Raw genomic sequence first — 15253 nt, forward strand, 5'->3', positions numbered from 1 at the left:
AAGGCGTAGTCGAGGTTTTAGACCCTCTCTTCCCCACTCTCTAACAAATAAATCAACGCCTCCACTAAAGCCTGATTTTGTTCATTAGTACCAACAGTAATGCGTAATTTATCATCTAATCCTGGCTGCTTGAAGTAGCGGATTAAAATCCCCCGTTCCTTCAGTTTTTGATAGAGATATTCTGCGTTTCCTTCTCTTGGTTGTGCTAACAAAAAGTTAGCTTGAGAATCCCAAATATGAAAACCTAATTGTTTTAATTCTGTTGCTAACTTAGTCCGTGATGCCTTAATCTTTGCTACACAAGCATTTTTATAAGCTTGGTCGGTAATAGCAGCCGTGCCAATTGCACAAGCGATCGCATCAATGTTATAGCTATCTTTCACCTTAAACAATCCCTGCAACAGTTTGGGATTCGCCACCGCAAAACCCAGCCGCAATCCCGCCAATGAGTACCCTTTAGAAAGTGTGCGAATTATGATGACGTTTTCGTAATCCTTTACCAAAGCCAATGCATTCTCTTCGGTAAAATCTACATATGCTTCATCAATCACTAAAACTCCAGATAACTGGCTGGCTAATTTTCGCAGATCATTTGTTGCTACCACATGCCCCGATGGACTATTAGGCGACGCAATGAATGTCACAGAACCATCGACAGCAAGCAGTTCTTCCAAAGGTAAACTGTAGTCCTCGCTGTAGGGAATCTCAATAATTTCCGCAGCTTGCATTTCTGTTAATGTGCGATATAGGACGTAAGTTGGCATCGGATAAACTACCTTCTTCCCAGGTTCTGCACAGGCTCGAATCACCACACTCAACAATTCGTCACTGCCATTCCCGACAATGATCCAATCGCTAGGAACTCCTAAAACTTTACTTGCGGCTTGCCGGAACTCTCCCCCGAAAGGTTCTGGATATCGCCGCAACCACTCGCCATCGATATTTTGTAGCACAGCTAATGCCGCAGGAGAAGGAGGATAGGGGTTTTCGTTACTGTTGAGTTTAATAATCTGTGTACCGCGTTGGGGCTGCTCACCGGGAATGTAGCTAGCCATTGCATTAACATTGGAGCGAAAGTAGTTGCTCATAGGGCATGGAAAAAACAGATTTTTAGGAGTGAGGAGTTAGGAGTTAAGAGTTAAGAGTTTGGAGTTTGGAGTTGACTAGGCATTCAATCCTTTTTATTTTTATAAGAAGAATTCAGAACTCAGGAGTCAGAATAAAGTCATGAATTCTGTACGAGTGGGTGATGAATATTGGTTAAAACCTCGCCCCTGGTGGGCGAAAAAAATTAAAATATTCTCGCCTTAAAACTCTATCCCTTTATGGGTAGAGTATTCACAATTGGTGAATTCTGACTCCTGTTTTATATGATGCCTAAATCCTTGCATACATAATTTTGTCCAGCAAACACTCATAAGCCCCTATGGGAGAAGAAAGAAATAACTAATACCCCATGCCCAATGCCCAATGCCCAATGACAAACCATTACCGATATATTATTTTTTACAAGCCCTATGGCGTTCTCAGCCAGTTTACAAAAGATGCTCCCACACATAGCACCCTAAAAGATTATATTAATGTGCCTGATGTGTATCCTGTGGGACGCTTAGACTGGGATAGTGAAGGGTTGCTGTTATTAACGAACGATGGACAATTGCAAAATCGTCTCGCCCATCCGCGTTTTGGTCATAAACGTACTTACTGGGTACAGGTAGAACGAATTCCAGATGCAGATGCGATAAAAAGGTTGCAAACAGGTGTGGAAATTCAAGATTACCGCACTCAACCGGCAGAAGTTAGGCTGTTACCAACAGAGCCACAGCTACCTGAACGCACCCCGCCGATTAGATTTCGCAAAAATGTACCCACAGCTTGGCTGGAAATGACCTTGACAGAGGGAAAAAACCGCCAAGTACGGCGCATGACTGCGGCTGTAGGGTTTCCAACTTTGCGGCTGGTCAGGGTCAGCATAGGTCACCTACAATTAGATGACTTGCAATTGGGTCAATGGCGCGACCTCACTGCATCTGAACTCCAATTTCTGCATAATTTCAGTAAATCGAAAAGTTTTCCTCCAAAGGCAAATGCTCTTTAACAGTAATTATTAAAGATTTACAGAAAATCTACATTATGTCACTCAGTCGTAGCGACCTCGAAGCCGGAAATGAACAGACAAGACTCTTAGATGCATCACACTCTGGAATCAAGCTAACTACCCTGAGCGAAGATGAGTTACAGCGATCGCTCGATGATACAGTACAACAGCAACCAGCAAATTCTGATATCTGGATATTTGCCTACGGTTCGCTGATTTGGAATCCCCTAATCACATACGTCGAGCGCCGTGCTGGGATCATTTATGGTTGGCATCGGTGCTTCTGTACATGGATGATCCTTGGTCGCGGCACTCCAGAGAATCCCGGATTACTCTTAGGACTTGATCGGGGCGGTAGTTGTCGTGGAATTATTTATCGAATTGCTGCTGCTGATGTCGCATCCGAATTACTGCTGATTTGGCGACGAGAGATGGTGGCTGGTGTCTACGTTGCTCGTTGGGTAAAAGTATTTGATGGTACGCAAGAATTCCAAGCGATCGCCTTCGTTGCCAATCGCCAACATCCCAGGTACGCTGATCAAATACCATTAACAACCACTGTTAATAGTATTGCCACCGCATCGGGAAAATTGGGTTCCTGCGCTGATTATCTGATGAAAACTGTCGATGGATTAGTCGCAGAAGGCATTAAAGATAGACAATTACTTTTGTTACGCAAACAAGTGCTGGCAAAACAACAAGCGAATTTAGTTAGTGGCGATCGCTCTACTTTACCTAATTTTAGATTTTAAATTTTAAATTTTGGATTGAAGATTCAAAATTTAAAAAGGTCTGAGAGCAAGCAAATTTATTTGTGGAACAAATCCAAAATCCAAAATCTACAATTCTTTATTTAAAGCCCCTGCATTGATGCATGGGGTGAATCTAAAATCCAAAATCTGTCTTGAAAAGTTTGCTCAACGGGGGGAACCCCCGCACGCAACTTTTCGCAAAATCCAAAATTTATTGACCGCCTATTTATGGGCAACAGCCATGATGTGAGCGCTCATCCCCAATATAGAGGGTTCGGTTTCTAACCAACGAATCGCTTCTAAAAGGCGATCGCGGCGACCTAGCTCATTCCAGTGTTCCTGAAAGTTTTGTAGTAACCAGCCTGGGCCTTCAATCGCTAAAGTCTTTTCAAAATGTAAACCCGCTTCTTCAACCTCTGCTCTGAGTTCTTCTGGATGATGAAGGAAGGTTTTTGTGAAGTAGTTAGGATGGTTATTTGGGTTGCGGTGTTGACCATCAATTAGATCCTGTTTAACAATCTCTGCAAACTCTGGATCATCTAAATATCCCCGAAATAATCCATCTAAGGTTGAAGCAAAGCGAGAAACTCCCACCGCGAAAGCAAAACCTCCAGTTTTTAAGATGCGATGAGCTTCACGCAAAGCAATAATACGATCTGTGCGCTCAGTCAGATGATACAAAGGCCCAAGCAAGAGAACAGCATCAACACTATTATCCGCCCGATTCAGTTGACGAGCATCTCCAACTGCCAAACTAGCTAAAGGATATTCCAGTTGAGCTTGAGACAAATGTCGGGCTTGCTCTATGTGCAAAGGAACCGCATCAATGAGATGGACTTCATAGCCCTGTTGAGCCAGCCAAAAAGAATAGACGCCAGCGCCACCGCCAACATCGAAAATCACTGCGGGTGGAGGTGGTAGGTAGCGGCTAATAAGTTCTTGGCTTCGGGCTAATTCCAGCAAACCTGCACCTTTTGATAATCGCTTTTGCTCCCGACCACTCGCGTAATGGATTAACGCTTCATCTGCAAGCAGATTGTTTAATTCAGATAAATCTGACATCAGAAATCTCAACTTCAATCAAGTCATTATCTTTAAGATTATATAGTTCACGAAGTTTAACATCGCAAGCTATCTCAATAATTGTTTTCGGATGATCTCCACTCTCAGTATTGTTTTTGTCTGTTCTTAAGATAAAAGCATCTCTTCCAAATATCTCACAGGGAACAATGCTAACAGAAACAGTCCCTTCATATTCTTCCTTTTCCAGACGAATTACATTTTTCGGGAGATGGTAAGGTTGATCTAGCTGAATATTTAAAGTTCCAGGGAAAAATTTCATTCCCGTTTTTCTCAAGTAATATTCCTGGAGTTTCTCAATCCAGTAAGAAAAGTTTCCTAAACCACTGACAACTTTACCTTTCAAGATTTTCATATATCTTAATTATTGTCTAATTTGGCTTCTATCTTAGAGGCTGTTTGACAACTGAGAGTGGAGTGGCACTGATACCGCGCACAAAAATATCTACACAGGTTTCAATATAGTCCTCACAACTATAGCTGCCTTGATTGAATTTTGCACTGCGGCATAGCATTCCAGCTAACAGCATTCCTTTAAACATATCGACTGCTGGAAATGGATCAAGGTCTGCTCTGACAGTGCCTAGTTTCTGACTCGATTGCAGGTAAGCTACCAGTTTTTCTCCTAAGAGCTTGGCAGCTTCTTGAATCACTTGTTTGGCTTCTTCTGGATGACGTTTAGCTTCTCCAATGAAAGTACGAATTAAGTCTTCCTGTGCCTCTAACATCGTATTATAAAGATGGGCATAGTGTCTTAAATCAATTTTTAGATCCTGCGTCCACGCTTCGGGGTGTGCAAGGGCTTCTGTCTGGAGTGCAAAGGCATTTTCGATTACTGCTGCCAGAAGTTGTTCTTTGCTAGCAAAGTGGCGAAATAAAGTCACCTCATTCACACTAGCAACACGAGCTATTTCACGGGTAGTTGCTCCTTGAACACCTAAACTAGCAAATACCTGCGAGGCGGCTTCTATCAAACGTGTACGGGTGAGAGTTGATGAACGGATGCTTTTATTCATTTGTGCTGGCAAGTACTTACTTACATCATAAGTTATGTAGAAAAAGTGGCCATAACTTGGGGAAAAATAATCTTGATACCAGGATTTTTAAATTTGTTAAAAATCTTTACCCTCTCAAATTTATCGAAACAGAATAAAGGCGTCAGTCGTCAGAATTCAGAATGAATTTTGACCGAAAAAGCGGATAGTGCCACGCAGAGCGAGTCTGCGTAACCCTGCGGGGAAACAAGCTACGCACACTGGTAGAGAGCGTCTTGATTCTGACGCTTCGGCGGAGCGTCTCCGGTTCCTGAATTCTGACTCCTGAATTCTGAATTCTGAATTCTTCTTCAATTCGGTGCGGTAGCTAATGTTTTACTCATTTGAGTAACCGGGACAACTACCCCACTTCTTAAATAAAGAGGCGCTCTTTGGATGGCAGTAAATCCCAGTCGTAAATAAAACCCTTCGGCATAAAGACTAGCAATTGTAATTACCTTATCTATACCTTGCTCAGTTGCTTGATCGCAAAAATGTTGAACTAAAGCACGCCCAATCCCTTTGCCTTGATATTTAGGATGGACATACAGCCCGATGAGTTCATCAACAAAAAAACTAGCAAAACCTATAACAAAATCTCCCTTGATCGCAACCCAGAAAGTTTCTACTTCCATCCTCTTCAATATATTTGAACCATCCGGTTTGTCGCGGTAATTACGCCAAGCTAAAAGTTCTTTTTGGGTGTAGAAAGTTGCAGGCAAAGCTTTGATAGCAGCAATATGAATTGCACTCAGCACCCACGCATCTGTTTCCTGGGCAGGTCGAAGAGATATTTCGTTATAGTTCATAGGTTCAGGGCTGGCATTCAGATTAAATACCTGTTTGACTTTTTGGTATGTTATCAGAAATTTTACTTGGGTAGGCGTAGCCCATCGTAGACATTGCAACACATCAACTAGCCAAATTCTCAACGACTTTACCGAAGAAGAATTCTGTCTTCTGACCGAATTCTTAATTGCTGGGGTCAATCTAAAATCTAAAATCTAAAATCCAAAATTGTTTGACTCCTTCTCATATAATTACATAATATTGATGGGGTCTACATCAATGGTCAAGCTAACAGATTGGGGACAAAGCGATCGCACTTCTTCCCAATCTGGCAATTGTGGCAATGCATCGGGGGCAAATTTAATCAATATCTGCCAGCGATAACGATTAGCTACCCGTAAAATACTCGCTGGTGCTGGGCCTAATATCTCGAATTCTTCTTCTGTACTCAAAGCTGTGGCAATAATTTGCGCCGTATTCTGCACTTGAATGGGATCGAGACTACTTAAACGCAATAAAATTAACCGCCCATAAGGGGGATAATTGAGTGCTTGGCGTTGTTCTAACTCAGCTTGAGAGAAAGACAGATAATCGTGCGATCGCACTGCTGCAATTACCTGATGCTCTGTAGTATAAGTCTGCACAATTACCCTACCTGGATCATCGCCTCTCCCAGCACGTCCAGCTACTTGAGTCAAGGTTTGAAATGCCCGTTCACTGGCGCGATAATCTGATAAATTTAGCAATCCATCGGCAGCAACGACGCCCACAAGTGTCACCTGCGGTAAATCTAAACCTTTGGTGAGCATTTGCGTTCCGACTAATAAATCTGCTTCGCCGTTGGCAAACTGGGTGAGTAGAGTACGATGCGAGCCTTTGTTGCGGGTGGTATCGCTATCAAAACGAATCAAGCGCAATTCTGGGAATTGTCGCGCTAATTCCTGCGTGACTCGTTGAGTACCGCTACCGAAAAATTTTAGGTAAGGGGAACTACAATCAGGGCAGAATTTGGGATGCGATCGCGCATAGTTACAATAATGACAGCGCAATAATTCCGGCGCTTTTTCTTCGGTGTGGTGATACGCCAGCGATACATCACAGTGCGGACATTCCAACACATATCCACAACTGCGGCAAGATACAAAAGTACTGTGTCCCCGGCGATGAATAAATAAAATTCCCTGTTGTTTTCTCTCTTGTAGCTGTTGCAAAGCTGCTTGCAGCGATCTACTAAATATAGAACGATTTCCCTGCTGCAACTCTTGCCGCATATCGACGATTTCCACTGGCGGTAGAGGGCGCGAGTTGATGCGTTCGGGCAAACTTAAGTAATAACTGCTGAGTGCTGAGTTAAGATTTCTTTCCTGTCCCCCCTCTCTGCTTGCGGAGACGGGGCTAGGGGGTGAGGTTCCGACACTTACCCAACTTTCCAACGAAGGGGTAGCGGAACCCAACACCAAGGGGCAATTTTCTAATTCTGCTCGCCACTGGGCGACAGTACGGGCGTGGTAGGTGGGTATGGGGGAATCTTGCTTAAAACTGCTGTCGTGTTCTTCATCTAAGATAATTAAACCTAATTTAGGCAAAGGGGCGAAAACGGCGCTGCGGGTACCAATGACAACTTGGGGTTCCCCGGCGAGCATTTGTCGCCAAGTGTCGTAACGTTCACCATCTGAGAGGGCGCTGTGATAGACGCTGACTTTATTCCCAAAACGGGCGCGAAAACGGTCAGTTAGTTGGGGTGTGAGTCCAATCTCTGGGACTAAGACAAGGGCGGATTTGCCGACTTTGAGGAGGGGTGCGATCGCTTGCAAATATACTTCGGTTTTTCCCGAACCTGTCACTCCATGTAACAAAACTTGAGCAAATCCATCTAGTGCCTGGATTGTTTCTAAGGCGCTAGCTTGGGCAGCAGTTAAGGATTTAGCGCTATCACCGACTAATGTTGGCCCTTGTTCTGTTCGCAATACTTCCCGTTCTTCGAGGACGATGTAACCCTTTTGAGCGATCGTCTTGAGGGTAGAGGAACTAGCATTGCAAATTTGCAATAATTCATTTTGCCATAACTCACCACCACGCCGCCGCAGCACTTCCAAAATTTCTCGTTGGCGAGTCGTTAAATCGTGGTCAATTGTACCGATAAGCGTGACTGCTTTTTGCAGCTTTGGTCGAGTTAGGCGTGGTGGTTCTAAGTAGCTTTCTACTAAACCGAATCGCAACAACTCCCGAATTCCCCGATAAGCAGATTTGACTTTTTGTTGGAGGTAGACGAAACTGTAGTCTCCTACCGACTGCGCTTGTAAAAGTTCCCAAATTTGCCGCGCAGTTGGAGTCAGAAAAGCTGAAGGATTGGAAGATGGCAGTAAATAATTACTTCCCTGTGCCCCTGTGCCTCTAGTGACGCGGATACGACGCTGCGATCGCCCCAGCAACCCTGGTGGCAGAGCAACCCGGATCACTTGAATAAGGGGCGTATAGTAATATGCAGCAACTCGATTGAGTAATTCCCAATAAGCACTTGGGAAAAATCCAACGCTGACTATATCTTCTACTTCCCGGATTTTTTCTGGTGGTAAATCAACATTTGGTTGTGACAGTAACCGAATAGCGATCGCTCCTAATTGTTGTGCCCCAAATGGCACGCTCAGAATATCCCCTGGTTTTATTTCTAACTGGGCTGGCAATCGATAAGTAAATAGTCCTATATTTCCTGGACAGTCTACCAGTACTTCAACCCACCGATTAAGAATTGCACCCGACTGGTATGATTCACTAGCTTGAGCCACCACTAAACGAGGTAAATTTACGTCATTAATATACATATTTGCTGACTTTATAGTTAGACATTTTACTCACATAGTTGGTCAAAATTAGCCTAGCTAACTAAACTCTATTTTTTTGCTTTTTTGGACTCAAATGGTATTTCCCAATACTGTTATCCTTCATAATACTTGATAAGTTTCCTCTTATGTAATCTACTAGACAATTTTGCCTCTTCTATACGTGCAATAAATATTTTGTGCCTACCTTACAAATAAAAGCATCTCCGCTAAATCTACAAAAGTTACTCCAACTACTAAATAGGGAGTAGCCTTTTTCCGCCTATCGATAGATATTCAACCCTTTCTGTATATGGGATTATTTTATACATATAAGATCATTCCGAAATTAAGGTGCCATTATTGTAATTTCTATCATTTCGGTAACTTTAAATCGGGAATGCATAACCCCAGCAGCAGGTTTTCGATTTATCCAGTGACTTCCAACCCCTAAACATTAAAATTATTTATAAAAATATATGAAAGTTTAGGAAATTGGGATGGTTAGCTGAGATTTTTATATTTGTTAAGGTTGAGAAAGTTTGAGGAGGATTTGACATATTTGATAATTTAGAAAAAAATGAAGAATATATATGCTGTGAGCCTGAGAAGAAAGTTTTGTTGGATGCTAAGTCCAGTTTAGTTATAGGTTGTATCTAACTGTAACCTATAGTTGGTAGGTAGATACGTATTTTTATTTATGAAGAGAATTAGCAGAAGCTTGTATTTCGCTATATAAACGGGTGCATTCGTCCATTAGGGAAAACTACCAAGCCTCAAACGAGTAGCTGTAACTAAATTATGTACCAAACCAAACAACAATCCCTAAAGGAAACTATGAATATTGTTGAATTAGGAAAAATGGAAATACTGGAGAACACTGCTGATAGCGAAGAAGCATCACTCGAAAGTTTAGATCCAGTAGCAGATGAAGAGTCTCCAATTGTAGTAGAAAATCTGGAATCAGACGAACGGGATGGAGATGAGATGGGGGCGGCTCGTCCTTCGGGATATAATAAAACCGAACATGATGATGCCGTAGGCGCATTTTTTAAAGAAATGGCGCGTTATCCGCTTCTAAAACCTGATGAAGAGGTAGAGTTAGCGCGGCGAGTCAGGTTTCTAGAAGAAGTTAGGGAATTACAAGCCGCCTTACACTTAAAACTTGGACAGGAACCTAGCAAACTAGAAGTGGCTTCCGAGCTAGAAATGACGGAAAAGCAATTAGAAAGTCGCTTGTATCAAGGTAGAGTAGCGAAACGCAAAATGATTCGCTCGAACCTGAGATTGGTAGTTTCTATTGCCAAGCGATATTTGAATCGGGGAGTGCCTTTTCTGGATTTAATTCAGGAAGGTGCAATGGGTTTAAATCGCGCTACAGAAAAGTTTGATCCAGATAAAGGATATAAGTTTTCTACTTACGCCTATTGGTGGATTAGACAAGCGATTACCAGAGCTATAGCTAATGATGCGCGGACAATCCGGCTACCTATTCATATTGTTGAAAAGCTTAACAAGCTGAAAAAAGCCCAACGGGAACTCAAACAAAAACTCTCTCGTAATCCCACCGAAGCTGAAATGGCAGAAGCTTTGGAAATGAGTGTACAACAACTACGCCAGCTACAACAACTACGGCGTCAAGCACTTTCTCTCAACCACCGCGTCGGTAAAGAAGAAGACACGGAATTGATGGATTTGCTAGAAGATGAAGATAACCTATCTCCAGAAGCAAAAATGAATGAAAACATGATGCGTCAGGAGATTTGGGAAGTTTTGGGTGACGTGTTAACTCCACGGGAGAAAGATGTGATTTCTCTGCGTTATGGTTTGACAACCAGCGAACCATGTACTTTAGAAGAAGTTGGCAATATGTTCAATCTTTCTCGTGAGCGAGTGCGACAAATTCAAAGTAAAGCTATGCGAAAATTGCGGCGTCCTCACATAGCTAAACGTTTAAAAGGTTGGTTGATTTAATGAAGATAGAGATACAATACCTGATCTAATTAGCTTCATTAACGAACATAGATCAAATAAAGTGCAAAACTTTAAATTTAGTCGGGCTACACTCACTCTCATTGGGAGTGTGTGGAGTACGTCACAGAGTTTGTATCTGTATATTTCTTGAGCTTCACTTACTCCAAGTTGCAAAAACCGGGCGTTTTGTACCTTTTTTCGACTTTTATTTAGTTATTACTCAAAAAAAATGCACAGTTGCCTATAGACTATGAACTATGGACTATAGACGAATGACTTTGCGTAGCAATTTGATTGTGCGTTTTGCCCAACCAGCCGATTACAGCGTACTGTTTAAATTAATTCAGGGACTTGCAGAGTATGAAAAATTATCTCACGCGATCGCAGGCAATGCTCTGGCACTTAAGGAACATTTATTTGGTTCACGGACGTATGTAGAGGCAATTTTAGCAGAATCTGGGGGTCAAGCTGTTGGTTTTGCCCTATTTTTTCATAATTATTCAACATTTCTGACTAAGCCAGGAATTTATCTGGAAGATTTATTTGTTTTACCAGAATATCGCAGGCAAGGTATTGGTAAAGCTCTCATTACTAAAGTAGCCCAGATAGCTGTAGAACGTGATTGTGGGCGATTAGAGTGGAGTGTGTTGGATTGGAACGAATCAGCCCAAGAATTTTACCGTAGTATGGGAGCATCTATATTAGATGATTGGCGAATTTGTCGTGTTACAGAAGATGCGCTTATTCAGTTAGGATCTGTCAAATAGTTAAGATCTGTCAAATAGTGCCCCGACAACAAATGTGGTTTAAATAAATGAAAACTGCTGTAAAATCCCGAAGATTAAAATAATTCGTAATTCGTAATTCGTAATTAAATTTTGCAACGTTCGCGGAGCGTCTCGTAGAGAAGAGTGCTGTTATGGGGACGGTTTCCGTCCACATAACTTCGGGGGATTTAGAACAAGACTTACATACTTGCGGCCTGTAGAGGTAGGGGAATTAAACCCCTAAACTTTGTTCAAAATCTAAAAACTTTCATAAAAGGAAGTTTGACAGCTTGTCATTTGACTATGGCAACGCCTCAACTGACAATTATAGAAGATATTGCACCGAATAAGCCGTTATTGCAGAGGGAACACGAAATGAAAAAAATGATTACAGTGATACTGTTAGGCATAGCAATCTTCACCTTTGCCTTCAGTAGTCCAGCATTGGCAGCAGATGCTGTTAGTGGAGCTAAAGTATTTAGTGCCAATTGTGCTTCTTGTCACGCGGGAGGTAAGAATCTGGTTCAAGCTAACAAAAACCTGAAGAAAGATGCTTTGGAAAAGTATGGTTTGTACTCAGAAGAAGCGATTATTGCCCAAGTTACAAAAGGTAAAAATGCCATGCCTGCTTTCGGCAGTCGTTTGAAACCTAACCAAATTGAAGATGTAGCGGCTTATGTGCTTTCACAAGCAGATAAGGACTGGAAGTAGACTAAAATCTAACTTCAAGAATTAACAATTAGCGGGACAAAAAGCCCCGCTAATTTTAGGATTGCCGAAATTGTCAAATAGGATGCTTATACTAATTTTGGATTTTAGATTTTGGATTTTGGTGAAGTGATTATCGAAACAGAATTCTGACGACTGACGGACTCGCTACCGCGACGCTATTAGTGGTGGTCACTGACTTGTGCCGAGCGCAGTCGAGGTAGCTTTGTCGAACTGTTGATCTGAATCTCCGACTGATGGTTACTGAGCTTCCGTGCTTTTAGGTCGGAGTCATGTCACAGACAATCACTATTGTAAAAGTAAATATTGGAATCTGGCTAAACGCATAGCTGTACAGAGGTTGTTAGTACAGATAATATAGATAAGAAGAGTGTCAAGAAATTTGGCATATACGTGGATTCGGGAGAAATTTGGGGTGCCTACACTTGGCGTTAACATTGACCACATCGCCACTATCCGGCAAGCACGGCGGACGGTGGAACCAGACCCCGTGGCGGCGGCGGTACTGGCAGAATTAGGAGGTGCAGATGGGATTACGGTGCATCTGCGCGAAGATCGGCGGCATATCCAAGATCGGGATGTGCTAATATTGCGGCAAACAGTGCGATCGCATCTTAATTTAGAAATGGCCGCTACAGATGAAATGCTCGCGATCGCTCTCGATATTAAACCAGATTACGTGACTTTAGTCCCCGAAAAACGCGAAGAAGTCACAACAGAAGGCGGACTAGATATTATCGGTAAAATTGCTAGAATAGGTGAGATAGTCGATAAATTGCAAAGCGCTAGCATTCCAGTTAGTTTATTTATCGACGCGGAAATAGCACAAATCGAAGCATCTGTCAAGGTACAAGCGCGGTTTATTGAGTTGCATACCGGACAATATGCTGAGGCTAAGGATGAAACAAATCGCCAACGAGAATTGGCCGTATTAGCCAAAGGCTGTGAACAAGCGATTAAAGCTGGATTGCGAGTTAATGCTGGTCATGGACTCACCTACTGGAACGTCTATCCGGTGGCTGCGCTTCCAGGCATGGAAGAACTGAATATCGGTCATACCATCATCAGTCGGGCAGCATTAGTAGGTATGGAAAGGGCAGTCCGCGAGATGAAACAAGCTATAAGAGGGAATGGGGAATAGGGCATGGGGCATGGGGCATGGGGCATTGGGCATTGGGCATTGGGCATTGGGCATTGGGAATAGGGAAGAAATTTGTTCAATAATTCTCCCCCATCTCCCTCATCTCCCCACTCCCCACTCCCCACTCCCCACTCCCGTGTCTTAAAAGAGGGGATTGTCACTGCGAAATCTAGAAATTGGGATCAAATCTTCAGTAAAAACTTCTATGAGCGCAACACAATCTAACGATCTGCCGCTTTGGGTACAGGATAGAGATCAGGTAATAGCAGAAAGCACTGATGTTGAGTGGCGCTATCAGACACCGCCTGATTATTCCCGTTCAAAAGAGAATCTCGCCCAAGAAAGTATCTACAATCACCTTGAAGGTACATTAGAAGCGATCGTGCAAAACTTGGTACGAACCTTAGAGATGGAGGTATCCTTCAAAGCTAACCCGCAAGAGTGGTTATCTATTGCAAATGACAAGTTTCGCGTTAGTAGCAATGGTGGAGTCGAGTACACAGCAGCAGATTTATCAGCCCAAGGTACTTACAATCTATTTATGGCTGATTCAGAACATTACAAGGCTTCAGAAGAAAGTTTTGAATCATCCGCAAAACTCTTCCACACAACATTTCCCCAAGGATTCCCTTGGGAAGTGGTGGAAGTTTTCTCAGGCCCACCAAATGTTACATTTAAGTGGCGGCATTGGGGACATTTTAACGGAGAATACAAAGATCATGCACCTACTGGAGAGACAGTAGAAATTATCGGCATGACCATTGCGAAAGTTACCGATGACTTGAAGATCATTTCCTTAGAACACTACTTTGACAATAGTCTGTTCTTGGAAAAGCTAACATCTGGTGGCAAACAGACAAAAGCTAAAAACCAGGGGAGTGCTTGTCCGTTCAGTTCTTGGTTCAAGAAATCTCCCAAAAGTTAGTTTTTAGGGGTACAGTGCTGCACTCTGTACCCTTAAATTATTCACATAGCAACCAAAGGATGAAGATGCAAACATACTATTACGTTTTGGCCAGTCAACGCTTTCTTCTCCAAGAAGAACCAATACAGGAAGTTATTAAAGAGCGCACCCGTCACTACCACGAGCAAGAAAAACAAATAGATTTTTGGTTGGTTGAGCAACCAGCTTTCTTGGAAACACCTCAGTTTACAGAGCTAAAAGCGAAGTGTCCCCAACCAGCAGTAGCAATTATTTCTACAAATCCCCAATTTATTACTTGGTTAAAACTGCGTTTAGAGTACGTCATCACTGGTGAATTCCAGGCTCCTTCTGAGACAATACCAGATGCCTTGGCATCGTTGGCGACTGTTTGATGATCTTAATATTGGGCTAGGGGACAGGTAATACAGAACGCGAACCGCCAAGCCCTATTCCCTCAAGAGCATCTGGTAATTCGGCTCTGTCATATACAGGACTTACGCAAACAATAACCGAAAAGAATGATTTTCTTTTTAGGGGCAATTTATGAATTGCCCCTATCGCGTGTGTTTTTGCTACTGCTAACAGCACTCTTCAATAACACAGAGGGCAGTATTCTTCCTGCAAGAACTGCCCTTTTTCTCTTGCCTTCCTCGATAAATTTGACTTTATTAGGACTTAGGGACTTCCAACAAATAAATTACCCAATCTTGTGGGGTGGGCATCTTGCTATTGGTGTCAAGTTAAGACGAAATCACTTTGGTCAACTAGTAATTATGCTGAAAACCAGCCACACTACAAAGTATTAAATTAACTTTTGTACTGGCTTTTGAGGGCAAAAATCAATGATGCGTTTAAATATGACGCGTAAGCTAGCCTAAAAACTGTGTTTTCTACCCCGATTTCAGCAAACTTTTGAGTAAGATTACTTATTGACAATTGCTCCTTAACTTTAAGTTGACACCACTGGCGAGACACCCACCCCACAAGAAAAAGTTTTAATCTCGAAGACTTAAAGTTCAAGCTTAAAGGCTTAAAGTTCAAGCTTAAAGACTTAAAGTTCAAGCTTAAAGACTTAAAGTTCAAGCTTAAAGACTTAAAGTTCAAGCTTAAAGACTTAAAGTTCAAGCTTAAAGACTTAAAGTTCA

At 42.4% G+C, this 15253-nt stretch carries 15 protein-coding genes; 8 read left to right on the plus strand and 7 right to left on the minus strand.

Features of this window, described 5'->3' with window-relative positions:
- Positions 1 to 17 precede the first annotated feature (17 nt).
- Positions 18 to 1088, minus strand: a complete 1071-nt coding sequence (hisC, locus tag V7L05_RS29675; protein ID WP_335169544.1) for a histidinol-phosphate transaminase — start codon at positions 1086 to 1088, stop codon at positions 18 to 20.
- A 389-nt stretch (positions 1089 to 1477) separates the two neighbouring features.
- Here hisC and V7L05_RS29680 point away from each other — a divergent pair, with 389 nt between their 5' ends.
- Positions 1478 to 2098: an rRNA large subunit pseudouridine synthase E gene (locus V7L05_RS29680; RefSeq protein WP_335169580.1), complete on the plus strand. Its 621-nt coding sequence runs from the start codon at positions 1478 to 1480 to the stop codon at positions 2096 to 2098.
- Positions 2099 to 2133: 35 nt separating this feature from the next.
- Positions 2134 to 2850 carry a gamma-glutamylcyclotransferase gene (locus V7L05_RS29685; RefSeq protein WP_335169546.1) on the plus strand — a complete coding sequence of 239 codons (717 nt, stop codon included), beginning with the start codon at positions 2134 to 2136 and terminating at the stop codon, positions 2848 to 2850.
- Positions 2851 to 3072: 222 nt separating this feature from the next.
- Here V7L05_RS29685 and V7L05_RS29690 read toward each other — a convergent pair whose 3' ends face one another.
- From V7L05_RS29690 to priA, 5 genes are all read right to left on the minus strand, one after another.
- Entirely contained in the window at positions 3073 to 3912 is an 840-nt protein-coding gene (locus tag V7L05_RS29690) for a class I SAM-dependent methyltransferase (protein WP_335169548.1), read from the minus strand.
- On the minus strand, positions 3896 to 4285 hold the full coding sequence (locus V7L05_RS29695; protein ID WP_334948551.1) for a DUF120 domain-containing protein: 390 nt from the start codon (positions 4283 to 4285) through the stop codon (positions 3896 to 3898). The genes V7L05_RS29690 and V7L05_RS29695 overlap by 17 nt, the downstream gene beginning before the upstream one ends.
- A gap of 28 nt (positions 4286 to 4313) precedes the next feature.
- Positions 4314 to 4946: a TetR/AcrR family transcriptional regulator gene (locus tag V7L05_RS29700; RefSeq protein WP_335169550.1), complete on the minus strand. Its 633-nt coding sequence runs from the start codon at positions 4944 to 4946 to the stop codon at positions 4314 to 4316.
- A gap of 329 nt (positions 4947 to 5275) precedes the next feature.
- Positions 5276 to 5896, minus strand: coding sequence for a GNAT family N-acetyltransferase (locus V7L05_RS29705; RefSeq protein WP_335169552.1), 621 nt, complete (start codon positions 5894 to 5896; stop codon positions 5276 to 5278).
- 108 nt (positions 5897 to 6004) lie between these two features.
- Positions 6005 to 8575: a primosomal protein N' gene (priA, locus tag V7L05_RS29710; RefSeq protein ID WP_335169553.1), complete on the minus strand. Its 2571-nt coding sequence runs from the start codon at positions 8573 to 8575 to the stop codon at positions 6005 to 6007.
- A 798-nt stretch (positions 8576 to 9373) separates the two neighbouring features.
- On the opposite strand from priA, the gene V7L05_RS29715 reads away from it, so the two are divergent.
- The 4 genes from V7L05_RS29715 to V7L05_RS29730 all read left to right on the plus strand — a co-directional run bounded on the left by V7L05_RS29715 (position 9374) and on the right by V7L05_RS29730 (position 13183).
- Entirely contained in the window at positions 9374 to 10546 is a 1173-nt protein-coding gene (locus V7L05_RS29715) for an RpoD/SigA family RNA polymerase sigma factor (protein ID WP_335169555.1), read from the plus strand.
- A gap of 272 nt (positions 10547 to 10818) precedes the next feature.
- Positions 10819 to 11313 carry a GNAT family N-acetyltransferase gene (locus tag V7L05_RS29720; RefSeq protein WP_335169557.1) on the plus strand — a complete coding sequence of 165 codons (495 nt, stop codon included), beginning with the start codon at positions 10819 to 10821 and terminating at the stop codon, positions 11311 to 11313.
- A 375-nt stretch (positions 11314 to 11688) separates the two neighbouring features.
- A complete protein-coding gene (gene petJ / locus V7L05_RS29725) occupies positions 11689 to 12024 on the plus strand; it encodes a cytochrome c6 PetJ (protein WP_335169582.1) in 336 nt (111 codons plus the stop codon).
- Between the two features lie 433 nt (positions 12025 to 12457).
- Positions 12458 to 13183 carry a pyridoxine 5'-phosphate synthase gene (locus V7L05_RS29730; RefSeq protein WP_335169559.1) on the plus strand — a complete coding sequence of 242 codons (726 nt, stop codon included), beginning with the start codon at positions 12458 to 12460 and terminating at the stop codon, positions 13181 to 13183.
- Here V7L05_RS29730 and V7L05_RS29735 read toward each other — a convergent pair.
- Positions 13096 to 13308 carry a hypothetical protein gene (locus tag V7L05_RS29735; protein WP_335169560.1) on the minus strand — a complete coding sequence of 71 codons (213 nt, stop codon included), beginning with the start codon at positions 13306 to 13308 and terminating at the stop codon, positions 13096 to 13098. The two genes, V7L05_RS29730 and V7L05_RS29735, sit on opposite strands and share 88 nt — an antisense overlap.
- 80 nt (positions 13309 to 13388) lie before the next feature.
- On the opposite strand from V7L05_RS29735, the gene V7L05_RS29740 reads away from it, so the two are divergent.
- Positions 13389 to 14108, plus strand: a complete 720-nt coding sequence (locus V7L05_RS29740) for a SnoaL-like polyketide cyclase (protein ID WP_335169562.1) — start codon at positions 13389 to 13391, stop codon at positions 14106 to 14108.
- Positions 14109 to 14173: 65 nt separating this feature from the next.
- Entirely contained in the window at positions 14174 to 14500 is a 327-nt protein-coding gene (locus V7L05_RS29745) for an MgPME-cyclase complex family protein (RefSeq protein ID WP_335169564.1), read from the plus strand.
- Positions 14501 to 15253 lie beyond the last annotated feature (753 nt).

This window comes from Nostoc sp. (genome assembly GCF_036917755.1).
Classification (GTDB): Bacteria; Cyanobacteriota; Cyanobacteriia; order Cyanobacteriales; family Nostocaceae; genus Nostoc.

Coding starts and splice junctions, on each gene's coding strand:
- petJ (WP_335169582.1), top strand. CDS start 11,689: ATGAAAAAAATGATTACAGTGATACTGTTAGGCATAGCAATCTTCACC.
- hisC (WP_335169544.1), bottom strand. CDS start 1,088: ATGAGCAACTACTTTCGCTCCAATGTTAATGCAATGGCTAGCTACATT.
- V7L05_RS29745 (WP_335169564.1), top strand. CDS start 14,174: ATGCAAACATACTATTACGTTTTGGCCAGTCAACGCTTTCTTCTCCAA.
- V7L05_RS29680 (WP_335169580.1), top strand. CDS start 1,478: ATGACAAACCATTACCGATATATTATTTTTTACAAGCCCTATGGCGTT.
- priA (WP_335169553.1), bottom strand. CDS start 8,575: ATGTATATTAATGACGTAAATTTACCTCGTTTAGTGGTGGCTCAAGCT.
- V7L05_RS29740 (WP_335169562.1), top strand. CDS start 13,389: ATGAGCGCAACACAATCTAACGATCTGCCGCTTTGGGTACAGGATAGA.
- V7L05_RS29695 (WP_334948551.1), bottom strand. CDS start 4,285: ATGAAAATCTTGAAAGGTAAAGTTGTCAGTGGTTTAGGAAACTTTTCT.
- V7L05_RS29685 (WP_335169546.1), top strand. CDS start 2,134: ATGTCACTCAGTCGTAGCGACCTCGAAGCCGGAAATGAACAGACAAGA.
- V7L05_RS29720 (WP_335169557.1), top strand. CDS start 10,819: ATGACTTTGCGTAGCAATTTGATTGTGCGTTTTGCCCAACCAGCCGAT.
- V7L05_RS29700 (WP_335169550.1), bottom strand. CDS start 4,946: ATGAATAAAAGCATCCGTTCATCAACTCTCACCCGTACACGTTTGATA.
- V7L05_RS29690 (WP_335169548.1), bottom strand. CDS start 3,912: ATGTCAGATTTATCTGAATTAAACAATCTGCTTGCAGATGAAGCGTTA.
- V7L05_RS29715 (WP_335169555.1), top strand. CDS start 9,374: ATGTACCAAACCAAACAACAATCCCTAAAGGAAACTATGAATATTGTT.